At 37.7% G+C, this 13,776-nt stretch carries 10 protein-coding genes and 1 pseudogene; 4 read left to right on the forward strand and 7 right to left on the reverse strand.

Going from position 1 to position 13,776, the window contains the following annotated elements:
• Positions 1-1,490 precede the first annotated feature (1,490 nt).
• The 3 genes from AC6ER9_RS04970 to AC6ER9_RS04980 are packed head-to-tail and all read right to left on the reverse strand — an operon-like array spanning position 1,491 to position 4,048.
• The gene (locus AC6ER9_RS04970) at positions 1,491-2,408 is read right to left on the reverse strand and encodes a metal ABC transporter solute-binding protein, Zn/Mn family (RefSeq protein WP_497073713.1); all 918 of its coding nucleotides are present in this window, start codon (positions 2,406-2,408) and stop codon (positions 1,491-1,493) included.
• Between the two features lie 9 nt (positions 2,409-2,417).
• Entirely contained in the window at positions 2,418-3,290 is an 873-nt protein-coding gene (locus AC6ER9_RS04975; RefSeq protein ID WP_497073714.1) for a metal ABC transporter permease, read from the reverse strand.
• Positions 3,291-3,295: 5 nt separating this feature from the next.
• Positions 3,296-4,048 (reverse strand): ABC transporter ATP-binding protein, encoded by a 753-nt coding sequence (locus AC6ER9_RS04980; protein ID WP_497073715.1) that lies wholly within the window; start codon positions 4,046-4,048, stop codon positions 3,296-3,298.
• 679 nt (positions 4,049-4,727) lie between these two features.
• On the opposite strand from AC6ER9_RS04980, the gene nrdH reads away from it, so the two are divergent.
• The 4 genes and pseudogenes from nrdH to nrdF all read left to right on the forward strand — a co-directional run bounded on the left by nrdH (position 4,728) and on the right by nrdF (position 8,467).
• Complete coding sequence (gene nrdH / locus AC6ER9_RS04985; RefSeq protein WP_005774163.1) at positions 4,728-4,952, forward strand: glutaredoxin-like protein NrdH; 225 nt, start codon at positions 4,728-4,730, stop codon at positions 4,950-4,952.
• A complete protein-coding gene (gene nrdI, locus AC6ER9_RS04990; protein ID WP_497073716.1) occupies positions 4,952-5,350 on the forward strand; it encodes a class Ib ribonucleoside-diphosphate reductase assembly flavoprotein NrdI in 399 nt (132 codons plus the stop codon). Before nrdH ends, nrdI begins: the two co-directional genes overlap by 1 nt.
• Positions 5,332-7,482: a class 1b ribonucleoside-diphosphate reductase subunit alpha gene (nrdE, locus tag AC6ER9_RS04995; RefSeq protein WP_497073717.1), complete on the forward strand. Its 2,151-nt coding sequence runs from the start codon at positions 5,332-5,334 to the stop codon at positions 7,480-7,482. Before nrdI ends, nrdE begins: the two co-directional genes overlap by 19 nt.
• An 11-nt stretch (positions 7,483-7,493) precedes the next feature.
• Positions 7,494-8,467: pseudogene (nrdF, locus tag AC6ER9_RS05000) on the forward strand (class 1b ribonucleoside-diphosphate reductase subunit beta).
• Here nrdF and prmC read toward each other — a convergent pair.
• The 4 genes from prmC to secA form a co-directional block, all read right to left on the reverse strand.
• On the reverse strand, positions 8,464-9,330 hold the full coding sequence (prmC, locus tag AC6ER9_RS05005) for a peptide chain release factor N(5)-glutamine methyltransferase (RefSeq protein ID WP_497073718.1): 867 nt from the start codon (positions 9,328-9,330) through the stop codon (positions 8,464-8,466). The pseudogene nrdF and the gene prmC sit on opposite strands and share 4 nt — an antisense overlap.
• Entirely contained in the window at positions 9,327-10,403 is a 1,077-nt protein-coding gene (prfA, locus tag AC6ER9_RS05010) for a peptide chain release factor 1 (protein WP_497073719.1), read from the reverse strand. The genes prmC and prfA overlap by 4 nt, the downstream gene beginning before the upstream one ends.
• A 214-nt stretch (positions 10,404-10,617) precedes the next feature.
• Positions 10,618-11,115: a Fur family transcriptional regulator gene (locus tag AC6ER9_RS05015; protein ID WP_497073720.1), complete on the reverse strand. Its 498-nt coding sequence runs from the start codon at positions 11,113-11,115 to the stop codon at positions 10,618-10,620.
• On the reverse strand, positions 11,054-13,771 hold the full coding sequence (gene secA / locus AC6ER9_RS05020) for a preprotein translocase subunit SecA (protein ID WP_497073721.1): 2,718 nt from the start codon (positions 13,769-13,771) through the stop codon (positions 11,054-11,056). The genes AC6ER9_RS05015 and secA overlap by 62 nt, the downstream gene beginning before the upstream one ends.
• Positions 13,772-13,776 lie beyond the last annotated feature (5 nt).

A 13,776-nucleotide genomic window follows, 5' to 3' on the forward strand; every position in this document is an offset into this window, starting at 1 on the left:
TTGATCGGTGATATGAAAAGTCAATTTTATTCATAAAAACAGGACAGTGTTTTAAATAGTTTGTACAAGAATAGGAAGATTCTACTTTACCGTTACTCCTATGTCTTAAAAATTTTTCTACCTTTTCATAAGAGGCATTGGTTGTTCTACCAATTAATCTTGTAAAGGAGAGAAAACACCATGTGAACATGCTATAAGTTTATTTTTTTCATGTAAATTACCATGCAACTCTCAAGGAGGGGGGCGATCAGTTGAAAAAAGTTCTCACAAGATAGAAAGAAGATAAGCTTGCTCTGGAATTTTTATCACTTTTAATAGTAAAGGCAGGAAAAATTGCGTTGTAACATTCCAGCGACCTTTCGTATTTTCAAGCAAAAAATTGTCTATAGATTCTCCTAACACTAATCTTTATGAGTATAATCATAAGGAATTTATGCGCACACCTGTAAGAAACAGTAGAGGAAAGCTAGTTGTGTCGCTGTTTTGCAGAGCATTTTATAAAAAATTGTATATTTCTTCAATATATTTAAGGTTGTATGGTGTTTCTTGCTTTGTAAAGCGCGTGCTTTTTTGTTGTCTATAAATCAATGCCGAAATCTAATACAGCAATACCTTTGAGATAAAATACAAACAATAGAGAGTTTTATATATGTCATTTCTGCTGTTGTATGCCAAATGAGAGTGAGCATATTGGGTATTTTGTTTGTGTAATCTCTACAATGGGAAAGACAGTCTAATTTAGGGAGAATATGAAAGCATAATGGTAAACAGTTCCCATCCTTAGTATTATCTTTTAATTTATCATTATGATTTTTAAAAGCATTTAGAACAATGTCTTTATAAATAATGGAGATTACGCATTGACGTACGTTTTTGTTTATCACCTACTTTGATAGGGGGGCAGCTCTCATGCAAAATCAGAGCTTCCTAAAACAAAATATTATGGGATTTCTAATTAACGCGCTTGTTTTCAAGAAATACTTTTCAAGATCAATCCAACAATGTGTAAGCTATCGCCTATAAATAGTGTAACATAAAATTCATTGTGCATCGCCATTTATGTTTATACAAAGGTAAATGAATACCATTAAATTCTGCCAAACCTCAATATTGAGACTCTTTATAAGAAGCACTTTTTTGAAGTGTTTTTATTTATACGCTAATCTTAATTTCATGTCATAAATGATGCTTTTGTGTAGCTGAAAACGCTTTAATAAGAAAATACTGCTTATGAATTGTTTCAAGTGTTGAGAAATATTGCAAAAGAAACATTATAAAATAGAATAATAATGTTTGTGGTTTTGTCTCCGTAAGGCAATAATTTCACTTATGATTTCATCTATCTGAGTATCTATAAGGTATAACTTTTTTCTGTAAAATTAACTTGATTTCATATCATTGTTATCAATCATAGATGTTGGACATCGTTGTGGTTATATAATCATAAGCCTATGATTATATAAGACTTTCTTCTTCTATAAAAAGATTTTTTAATGTTTTGTAATGGCATTAATGATGGTATTCACATTATGTTCCATCATATCGAGATAAGTGGCTGCAGGGCCATTTTCGTTTGACAATGCATCAGAATAAAGTGTTCCACCAATTTTTAAACCTGTTTCTTTTGAAATTTGTTTTATGAGACGGGGGGCAGAGATATTTTCAACAAATAGTGCCGCTGCCTTATTTTCTTTAATTTGTGTGATAAGTTTAGCAACATCAGCGGCAGTTGCTTCAGCCTCTGTTGAAGCGCTTTGAGGGGCAAGGATAGTAAAGCCATATTCTTTGGCAAAATAGCCAAAGGCATCATGGGATGTGATAATGACACGTTTATCTTTAGGGATTGTGGCAATTTTTATTTTTAGAGTATCTTGTGCTGTTTTAAGTTTTTTGATGTAGGATTCGGCATTTTTATTGTAGTTGGTGCAGGATTGTGGATTAATTTTGCAAAAAGCAGCGGCGATATTCTTCACATAGATTTCGACATTGGGAATTGTTTGCCAAGCATGTGGATCAAGAGCGCTGTGATGGTGATGGGCATTATATTCTTGATTTTTCATTTCAAGAGGAGTGATGTTTGCACTAACCGCAACGAGAAGTGCTTTTGTCCCGCTTGCTGTAATAAGACGGTCAATAAACCCTTCTAAATGAAGTCCGTTGATAAAAATAATTTTAGCATTTTTAAGAGCTTGTGCATCATGGGGTGTCGGTTCATAATTGTGGGTATTTGCATTAGGACCCACAAAAGTGGTTATAGAGATATGATCGCCTCCTACATTTTTTACGAGATCTGCGAGAATAGAAAAGCTTGCCACAACTTTAATTTTATTATGTGCAAAAGCAGAGAATGGAGAAAGGGTAAGCAATAAAGCACCAAGCAGAAAAATTTTTTGAGTAAATCTAGACACAGCTTTTCCTTAAAGTGAGGAGGAAGTATAAAAGAGATGGGGAAACCATGTGACAATAAAACCACGTGGACTTATCAGACAAGAAACAAGATAAATAAATCCCGCGGCAATGATGATAGCAGGGCCGGAGGGAAGTGAAAGATGAAAAGAAAGCAAAAGGCCACATATGCTAGAAATGATTCCAAAAAGAATGGAAAGCACGCAGATAGGGACGAGCCGAGAAAACCAAAAACGAGCTGTAATTGCTGGAATCATCATAATGCCAACGGAAAGTAATGTTCCTAGTGATTGAAACCCCCCAACCAGATTCAACACCACGAGTCCAAGCAATGAAATATGAACATATTTACTCAATGGAGAGAGTGATTTAAAAAAGAGAGGGTCAAAGCTTTCTAAGACGAGTGCACGCCAGAAAATAAAAAGGCTGCAGAGTGTGATGAGCATTATGATGCTGATCAACCAAAGGGTTTGTGTATCAATTGCCAGAATCGATCCGAATAAGAGATGAAGTAGTTCAATAGTTGAATTTTTCAGTGAGATAATGATGACACCTGCTGCCAGCGCAATAAGGTAAAAGACGGTCATAGATGCATCTTCTTTCTGAAGACTATTTCGTGAAATTAAAATGGTTGCTAAGGCAACAATAATGCCAGCGAAAATACCACCAATTGTCATAGATATGAGGGAGAATCCGAAAATGAGAAAAGCAGTTGCAACACCAGGAAGAATAGCATGAGAGATAGCATCTCCTGTTAAACTCATTCCACGGAGCATCAAAAAAACACCAACAGGACAAGCGCTAATAGAGAGGAGAGTAGAACCAATAAGGGCGTTTTGCATAAAGTGAAAATCAACAAAGGGGGCAAGAAAAAATGCATACACGTAGATTATAACCTGAGACAGAGAGAATCATTAATAGGAGGGAGATTCTTTTGTGCACGAACACACGAAGAGTTGGATGTGAAAGAAGGCATGGCATGGTGAATTGTGTTGTCGAGAAACTGTGTTGTTTCTCCATAAAAAGCATTTTGTTGATTAATTTGAATCATTTGAGGAAAAAACTCTTGCACGATGAGAGGATCATGGAGGGCTGTCAGAATTGTGCGTCCTTGCTGTTGCCAATATGTAATCAGAGTAAGGAGATCTTTTTGGGTATGACGATCGACGCCATTGAAAGGTTCGTCAAGCAAAATGATATCGGCATCTTGTACAATGATACGTGCAAAAAGAGCGCGTTGTAATTGCCCACCTGATAATGTCTCAAGCGAACGGGTGGCAAGTGCTGTGAGTCCAACCATTTCAAGCGCATTTTGAATCTTAGAATCATAAGGACGCTGGTTTTTCCACAATCCACAAAAAGACCATAGTCCTGTTGTTACAAGTGTTTTCACATCAATTGGAAATGTTTGATCTATATCACATTGCTGAGCAAGATAAGCGATGCGGCTTTTTTTCGGTTTTGTAATTTTTCCTTTAAGAGGTTTAATCAACCCAGCGATGGCTTTTAGCAATGTTGATTTTCCAGCGCCGTTATCACCCGTTATTGCGATCAATGAACCCGCTTTTAACTTTGCTGAAAAGCCCTTAATTGCTATTCTATTTCCATATCCTAATGTTGCTTTATTGAAGTGCAGATCCATAATTTGTACCATCTTTACTTATTATTTTAGAGATTATGTAATAATATAACGTTTGTCAATAAAACGTTATATTATTACATCATTTTAAGTGTTGAATATTTTAGTGGGAAGATCGTGGACAATTCAAAATAATGGTCGAATTTTTCTTGACGAAAGAGAGAGTGTGTATACTATATATAGTATCAAAATGATTGGTGATTCTAAATAAGCACAAGAGAGGGTGTCAGTGTGTTTCGTTTGGTATCTAATTTATTTCCAACGTTATCGTAAAAGTTTGTTAAGCAAGGGTATAGTTGTGTTCTTGCTGCACTGTCTCTTTTGGAAGAATTTCTTTTCATTTTTGTAATTGATTTTTGCCGTAAAAGAGTAAAATAGAGCTCTTTAAAACGGTGGTTTAGGACGTTCGTTTTTTAGATAGCAGGAGGGAATTGTTTGCCAAGCAAAAGATTGTTTTATAACTGGGGAACTCCATTTAAGTTATAGAATAGTCTTTTATTCTCATCATAGTCTTTTAAGTTATTTGATGAGGGATTCTGTTATGTTCAGGAAGCTGTGTGTATTTGAAGATAATCACACGTTTTGCGTACAATTTCTGTTGGTTGTTATTCTTGAGTACCTATAAAATTATGAGATTGACTCTTTTAGAGTTGATTATTTTGGATTGTGAAAGTTGGAAAAAATGTCGATCACTATTTATAGCAAACCATCTTGTGTTCAATGTGATGCTACCCGTCGCGCGTTTGATGCAAAAGGCATTCATTATCGTGTTGTTGATATTTCCTGTGATGAACAAGCGTATAGTTTTGTTCAATCTCTGGGGTATCGTCAGGTCCCTGTCGTTGTTTGTGGTGAGAATCATTGGTCTGGTTTTAGGCCAGATATGATTAGTGGTCTTTGTGCTTAATGGGGCTTATTGTTTATTATTCGAGTGCAACGGGTAATACAGAACATTTTGTCTCGCAGCTTGGTCAACGACTCTTCAAAATTGATAAAAGAAAACCCTCTGCATTAGTTGGTGAACCTTATGTACTGGTGATTCCTACGTATGCAGATGGGGAAGGAAGAGGGGCAGTGCCCAAAGCCGTTATTCATTTTCTTAATGAAGCTGAGAACCGCAAGTTAATTCGTGGTGTCATTGGTGGTGGGAATCGTAATTTTGGTTGCTATTATAATTTAGCCAGTAAGATCATTGCTGAAAAATGTTGTGTCCCTTGCCTTTATCATTTTGAGCTGCGTGGAACTGATGAAGACGTTATTTGTGTAAAAAAGGGATTGGAAAGATTTTGGAAACAATTGGTATAAAACAGTCGCAGAAATCTGATCAGATTACTGATTATCATGCGCTGAATGCAATGCTTAATCTTTATGATGAAAATGGCCATATCCAATTTGATATAGATAGGCTTGCTGCACGGCAATATTTTCTTCAGCATGTTAATCAAAATACAGTTTTTTTTCATAACCTGAAGGAAAAAATAGATTACTTAATAGAAGAAGGTTATTATGAAAAAGCTTTATTTGAGCTTTATGATTTTTCTTTTATTAAAAAGCTTTTTAAACGTGCTTATGCATTTAAATTTCGTTTTCCGACCTTTCTAGGCGCATTTAAATACTATACCAGCTATACGCTAAAGACTTTTGATGGGAAGCGTTACCTTGAACGTTATGAAGATCGTGTTTGTCTTGTGGCTTTATATTTGGCACAAGGGAATAAAGCTCTTGCTGAAAGTTTTTTAGACGAGATTATTACAGGGCGTTTTCAACCTGCAACGCCAACATTTTTAAATGCTGGAAAAAAACAACGTGGTGAATTGGTTTCGTGCTTTTTACTCCGTGTTGAAGATAATATGGAATCGATAGGTCGTGCGGTTAATTCGGCTTTGCAGCTTTCAAAACGCGGTGGAGGTGTAGCGCTTTGTTTAACCAATTTGCGGGAGGCTGGAGCACCCATTAAGCAAATAGAAAATCAATCATCCGGTGTTCTACCCGTGATGAAACTTTTGGAAGATTCTTTTTCTTATGCCAATCAGCTTGGGGCACGCCAAGGGGCTGGAGCTGTTTATTTGCATGCACATCATTTAGATATTATGAAGTTTTTGGATACAAAGCGTGAAAATGCTGATGAAAAAGTGAGAATCAAAACGCTTTCTCTTGGTGTGGTTATTCCTGATATTACTTTTGAGCTTGCACGAAATAATGAGGATATGTACCTCTTCTCATCGTATGATATTGAGCGAGTGACAGGAAAACCCTTTAGCGATATTTCTTTAACAGAACATTATCGCTCTTTTGTTGATAATGCAAAGATTCGTAAAAAGAAAATAAGTGCACGCGTTTTTTTTCAGACATTAGCAGAAATTCAATTTGAGTCTGGTTATCCCTATATTTTATTTGAGGACACTGCCAATCGATCGAATCCGATCGCTGGGCGTATCAGTATGAGCAATTTATGTTCAGAAATTTTGCAGGTGAGTGAGGCAAGTGAACTGGAGACGGATTTAACCTACCGCACAATTGGAAGTGATATATCCTGTAATCTTGGATCAATGAATATTGCTAAAGCAATGGAAAGTCCTGATTTCGGACAGACTGTGGAATCTGCTGTTCGTTCTCTTACGGCGGTTTCGGATATGAGCAATATTGCTTGTGTGCCTTCCATTGCGAAAGGCAATGCTGAAAGTCATGCGATTGGTTTGGGGCAAATGAATTTACATGGGTTTCTAGCGCGTGAAAAGATCTATTATGGGTCTCTAGAAGCGATAGATTTTACGAATATCTATTTTTATATTGTGACCTATCACGCCATACGAGCTTCCAACTTAATTGCGCGCGAACGTCAAGAAGTATTTGCAGGATTTGAAAAATCAGCTTATGCAGATGGACGTTTTTTCGAAAAATATATTGAAAAAGAATGGAAACCGCAATTTGCGCTTGTGCAAGAACTTTTTGCACGGAATAATATTGTTATTCCAGATCAAAAGGATTGGCAGGAACTCAAAGAACGCGTTATTGAGTATGGGCTTTATAACCGAAATTTACAGGCAGTTCCCCCTACGGGATCTATCTCCTATATTAATCATGCTACCTCTTCGATTCATCCAATTGCTTCAAAAATTGAAATTCGCAAAGAGGGAAAAATTGGACGCGTTTATTATCCCGCTCCTTATATGGATAATACGAATTTAAATTTTTACCAAGATGCTTATGAGATTGGTCCTGAAAAAATTATTGATACCTATGCTGCTGCGACACAGCATGTTGATCAAGGTCTTTCATTAACACTGTTTTTTCCTGATACCGCGACCACACGTGATATTAATCGCGCACAAATTTATGCTTGGAAAAAAGGTATAAAGAGTATTTACTACGTACGGTTGCGGCAAGTCGCATTGAGTGGCACAGAGGTCGATGGCTGTGTTTCGTGCAGTTTATAGGAGGTCATTATATGACAAAGATTACAACTAAAAATCCTATTGTATCTGCTGTTAATTGGAATAGATTACACGATGAGAAAGATCTTGAAGTATGGAACCGCTTAACTGGAAATTTTTGGTTGCCTGAGAAGGTTCCACTGTCGAATGATATTCCCTCATGGTCAAGTTTAACCGAAGATGAACGTAAATTAACCATTCGTGTTTTTACGGGACTAACGCTTCTCGATACCATTCAAAATACCGTAGGCGCCATTTCATTGCTTGCTGATGCAATCACAGAGCATGAGGAAGCTGTTCTGACGAATATTGCCTTCATGGAAGCGGTTCATGCACGGTCTTATTCCTCTATTTTTTCAACCCTTTGTTCGACGGTAGAGGTTGATGATGCATTTAGATGGTCAGAAGAAAATATTCATTTGCAAAAAAAAGCGAGGTTAGTCCTTGAGCGTTATGAGGCCAATGATCCACTTAAGAAAAAAATTGCTTCAACTTTGCTGGAAAGCTTTTTATTTTATTCTGGTTTTTATTTGCCTATGTATTGGGCCAGTCGCGCTAAGTTGACCAATACAGCAGATCTCATTAGATTGATCATTCGTGATGAAGCGGTCCATGGTTATTATATAGGCTATAAATTTCAATTAGGCTATGCAAAGCTTGATGAAGCCAAAAGACAAGAAATTAAAGATTTTGCTTTTAACTTGCTCTTTGATCTTTACAATATCGAGTGCAAATATACTGAAGATCTTTATGATGCTCTTGGATTGACGGAAGATGTGAAAATTTTTCTCCATTATAATGCCAACAAAGCTTTAATGAACTTGGGTTTTGAAGCGCTTTTCCCCCAGAGGTTTGTCGTGTTAATCCTGCTATCTTGGCATCTTTATCACCAAACTCTGATGAAAATCATGACTTTTTTTCAGGGGCAGGTTCTTCCTATGTCATTGGCAAGGCGGTTGCGACCACGGATGATGATTGGGAATTTTAATGCCTGCATGCAAACAGAAGTGCGCGGGGTATCCTATTTAAATCTTTGCGTATTTCTAAACATTGAAAACCATTTTTTTCAAACAAATCGCAAACTTCTTTTTCTTGAGAATAACCAATTTCAACAGCAATATAACCGTTTTCTTTTAAGTAGTTAGCGGCACCATGGGCGAGCTTTCGATAAAAGTCAAGCCCATCTTCCCCTCCGATCAGAGCGCGCAATGGATCATGTAAGCGAACTTCTTTTGCAAGTCTTTTGATATCTTTTGCAGGAATATAGGGTGGATTGGAAACAATGAAATCAAAGCGACCTGTGACAGAATCAAACCAATTGCTGAGAAGAGGGGTGAAGCGATGGATTACTTCAGCATTTTTTGCATTTTTTGTCGCTGTTTTAAGGGCATCTTCAGAAATATCGACCGCTACTGCGTAAGATTGGGGAATTTGTTTAAGAATGGCAATCGCAATAGCACCACTGCCTGTTCCCATATCAAGGAGTATGGTTTTTTTCGAATTTTCGACCTGTTTTTTGAGGAAAGGGAGAACAAGATCGATGAGTGTTTCTGTATCCGGACGGGGTTCTAACGTTCCTTGAGACAATGCGAAAGGTATACCATAAAATTCTCTCATTCCTATAATGCGGTAGACCGGTTCGCCTGCAATTCGCCGTTGTACAGCCTGTTCTAGTTGTCTCATATGCTCACAAGACACATGCATATTGGGGTTAGAAATTCTTTCAGCAGTATTTGTTCCTGTTATCCATTCAACGAGTATTTTTGCATCGAGATCAGCTTCTAAAATTCCTTTTGTGCGCAATTTTTCTCGCACTTGTTGGATGACATTTTTGAAAGAATATTGGCTCAATGATTATCCATTTCCATCAGCAGTGTTGTTTGATGATCTGAAATGAGTGCATGAATAAGCTCATCAAGATCTCCTTCTAAGATTCGATCAAGCTTATAGAGGGTCAGATTAATACGGTGATCTGTGACGCGCCCTTGTGGAAAATTATAGGTACGAATACGCTCAGAGCGATCACCAGAACCAACTTGGCTTTTACGAGAAGCTGAACGTTCATTTTCCGCTTTTTGTCGTTCAATATCGAACAAACGTGCCCGTAAAATTTGAAGGGCTCGTGCTCGGTTTTGATGTTGTGATTTTTCTGCTTGTACGACCATAATTCCAGTTGGAATATGCGTGATACGAACAGCTGAATCCGTTGTGTTGACATGCTGTCCTCCTGCTCCAGATGCGCGCATTGTATCGATACGAATATCTTCCGGACGAATATCAATATCAATTTCTGCAGCCTCTGGAAGCACTGCAACGGTAGCAGCTGATGTATGGATACGTCCACCGGTTTCTGTTTCTGGGATACGTTGCACACGATGGACACCGGATTCATATTTCAATTTAGAAAAGACACCTTTTCCTGAAATGCTCGCAATAATCTCTTTGTATCCGCCAACGTCCCCCTCACTGAGTGAAATAACCTCTACTTTCCAATTGTGAGCATGGGCATAACGTTCATACATGCGGAAAAGATCACCAGAAAAAAGTGCAGCTTCTGAGCCACCTGTTCCTGCTCGAATTTCAACAATAGCACTTTTTTCATCAGCAACATCTTTAGGCAACAATAGAATTTGGAGCTCTTTTTCAAATTGTTCTACTTTTTTATATAAAGATGGCAGCTCCTCTTGGGCAAGGCTCCGCATCTCTATATCTGTTTTTTTATCGTTGATAATCGTTTCTAATTCTGTAATTTCTCCGTAAAGAGTATTTAATGCGCGTATAGAGGAAATAACGGGCTGTAGTTCTGCATATTCAGAAGCTAATTTGACATATGTTTCAGCATTTGGATTGGTCGTCATTTGACTTTCAATTATTTCAAAGCGCTTTTCAAGTTGTTTTATGCGATCTTGTGGCAAAGAAACCATGATAATATTGGCCTAATTTTTCATAATACAATTTTTATAATATTTTATTGCCATGCTTTTGTGTTATAACACTGACAATAAATTAGCGTATAGCATCATACAAAAAGGGGTAATAAAGCAGAAAAACTTTTTTGCCAATGAAAACTATTCTATTTTTGAGGTAAATTTTTATAAAATTCGATTTGCTAGAACGATTTCATCTCATAATATATCATCATCTCTTTAAGAGCTTTTTTCCATAAAGTTCAAGGCGATGATGAATGATATTATAGCCAAGGGATTTTGCAATTTCCTTTTGTAGCTTTTCAATAACATCAGAATGAAACTCGATAACTTGTCCTGTTTCTATATCAATGAGATGATCATGATGTTGCCCATCTGCTTGCTCAAAACGAGAGGGCCCACCATTAAAAGTATGGCGATGAATTGTTCCATTTCCTTCTAATGTTTTCATGGTTCGATAAACCGTTGAGAGTGAAATGCTCGAATCTATATTGTTTGCACGCTGAAAAATTTCAAATGCATTGGGATGATCATTTGTATCAGACAAAATATCAAGGATAATACGCCGTTGACGCGTTACCCTTAACCCAGCTGCACGCAATTCTTGCTCATAGTTTCGCTTTTTATTCATCTTCATTGTTGGCTTTTCAAACAAAGGCTCCATGACAGTGTTTGTATTTTTTCTCCGAACCGCAAGGACAACGCTCATTGCGTCCAACCTTTCCCCATGTGGTTACATCGTTGGGGTCACGGTCTTGTGGATTAACAAACCTATTTTCTTGTGCTCGTGCCCATGAGGGAGGTCCCTTTTCTGGATTTTGATCATTAAAGACAGAAGAATCAGCATCCGTCTGCTCAGACATGGTTGGTTCTGTGGGGGATTGAATAATTTCAAAGCGCATAAGCTTAGATGTGACAATTCGGCGCAAATTTCTTAACATATTTTGAAAAAGTTCAAATGACTCTGTCTTGTATTCATTAAGTGGATCCCGCTGCGCATAACCACGAAAACCAACAACAGAACGCAAATGGTCTAAACTCATCAGATGTTCACGCCATAAAGTGTCAATCGTTTCAAGCAAGACTGCTTTGTGAAAATAAGCCATAACCTCTGGAGTATAGCGTTCAGTACGCTCATCTTCAAGTTTTGTAACAGCCTCTGAGATACGCTCTAAAATTTGGTCCTCGGCAATTCCATCTTCTTTTGCCCATTCTTCCACTGGAAGCTCAAGATTGAAAAGTTCTTGAAGTTCTCCTTCGAGAGCTTTTATATCCCATTTTTCAGAATATGTTCCAGAGGGAATATAAGTCTCTACAAGATCTTCAACGACTTCATCGCGCATTTCATGGATCATTTCTGATAAATCATCTGCGTTCATGACCTCCATACGCTGTTCAAAAATAACCTTGCGTTGATCATTCATGACATCATCATATTTTAGCAGATTTTTACGAATTTCAAAGTTTCGTGCTTCGACCTTTTTTTGTGCTTTTTCAAGAGCTTTATTAATCCACGGATGAATAATAGCTTCATTTTCTTTCAATCCAAGTTTTTGCAGCATACTATCCATACGGTCTGAACCGAAGATGCGCATAAGATCATCTTGAAGAGAGAGAAAGAATTTTGAGCGACCAGGATCTCCCTGGCGACCGGAACGTCCACGAAGCTGATTATCAATACGACGGCTTTCATGACGTTCAGTCGCGATAACATAAAGTCCTCCAGCCGCTAAAGCTTTTTCTTTAAGTTGGTTGACATCTTTTTTGATTTCTTCAATTTTAGCTGTTCTCTCTGGTCCTTCGGGGATATCCTGTAATTCTTGTCGGATGCGCATTTCAACATTACCACCAAGCTGTATATCCGTACCGCGCCCTGCCATGTTAGTTGCGATGGTAAGAGCGCCAGGAACGCCTGCTTGCGCAATGATATATGCTTCTTGCTCGTGATAGCGAGCATTTAAGACTCTAAAATCGGGAATGCCCTCTTTTCGTAAACGCTCTGCTAATTGTTCTGACTTTTCAATAGAGGTTGTTCCAACAAGAATAGGCTGCTTTTTTTCGTGCGCTTGACGGATATCACGCACAATTGCTCGATATTTCTCTTCTGCTGTTCGATAAATTTCATCATCTTCGTCAAGGCGTTGTACGGGTAAATTGGTAGGAACTTCGACAACGTCAAGACCATAAATATTTCTGAATTCTTCGGCTTCTGTTGTTGCCGTTCCAGTCATTCCAGATAATTTTCTATACATACGAAAATAATTTTGGAAAGTAATAGAAGCAAGAGTCTGGTTTTCTGGTTGAATAGCAACATGCTCTTTAGCTTCTAACGCTTGATGAAGGCCTTCAGAATAACGTCGTCCGGGCATCATACGACCTGTAAATTCGTCAATAATAACGATTTCATCATTGCGAACAATGTAATCTTTATCGCGAACAAACAGTTTATGGGCTTTTAGAGCATTATTAACATGATGAACGATAGCAACATTTTCTATGTCATAAAGACTTTCACCTTTAAGATAGCCTGCTTGTTCGAGCATTTTTTCAATTTTTTCAGTACCAACTTCGGTAAAGGTCGTTGTTTTTTGCTTTTCATCTATTTCATAGTCCTCTGGACTTAAGGCTGGAATAAATGTATCAATAAGATTATAAAAGTCTGTACGATCTTCTAGAGGACCAGAAATAATAAGGGGGGTACGTGCTTCATCAATGAGGATCGAATCCACTTCATCGACAATTGCGTAATGATGTCCTCGTTGAACCATTTGACTATGATCGAAAGCCATATTATCACGCAAATAATCAAAACCTAGTTCATTATTTGTTGCATAGGTGATGTCACATGCATAGGCTTGTCTGCGGGCATCACTATCAAGGTCATGAAGAATTACACCCGTTGTAAGCCCTAGAAAACTAAAAATTTTTCCCATTGTTTCAGCATCACGACTGGCGAGATAATCATTTACTGTCACAACATGAACGCCTTTACCTTCTAATGCATTGAGATAAATCGGTAAAGTTGCCATTAATGTTTTACCTTCACCGGTACGCATCTCAGCGATACCACAGTCGTGAAGAACCATTCCACCAATAAGTTGTACGTCAAAAGGACGCATATCGTAAACACGTTTTGCGGCTTCACGAACTGTTGCAAACGCTTCGGGTAACAATAAATCAACAGTTTCACCTTCACGAAGACGTTTACGAAAAGCATCTGTTTTTTGGCAAAGCTGCTCATCACTTAATTTTACGAATTGTTCTTCTAAAGCATTAATTTGTGCAACTTTTTGGCGGAGTGCTTTGAGACGTCGCTCATGCGCTGAACCAAAAAATTTACGTGCAAAAACACCTAAATTGACCATCTCTG

Source organism: Bartonella sp. SL317 (assembly GCF_059687655.1).

Bases quoted from the DNA above. Each gene is read 5' to 3' on its own strand.
- secA (WP_497073721.1), bottom strand. From the start codon at position 13,771: ATGGTCAATTTAGGTGTTTTTGCACGTAAATTTTTTGGTTCAGCGCAT.
- nrdI (WP_497073716.1), top strand. From the start codon at position 4,952: ATGGGGCTTATTGTTTATTATTCGAGTGCAACGGGTAATACAGAACAT.
- AC6ER9_RS04980 (WP_497073715.1), bottom strand. From the start codon at position 4,048: ATGGATCTGCACTTCAATAAAGCAACATTAGGATATGGAAATAGAATA.
- nrdH (WP_005774163.1), top strand. From the start codon at position 4,728: ATGTCGATCACTATTTATAGCAAACCATCTTGTGTTCAATGTGATGCT.
- AC6ER9_RS05015 (WP_497073720.1), bottom strand. From the start codon at position 11,115: ATGAGCGTTGTCCTTGCGGTTCGGAGAAAAAATACAAACACTGTCATG.
- prfA (WP_497073719.1), bottom strand. From the start codon at position 10,403: ATGGTTTCTTTGCCACAAGATCGCATAAAACAACTTGAAAAGCGCTTT.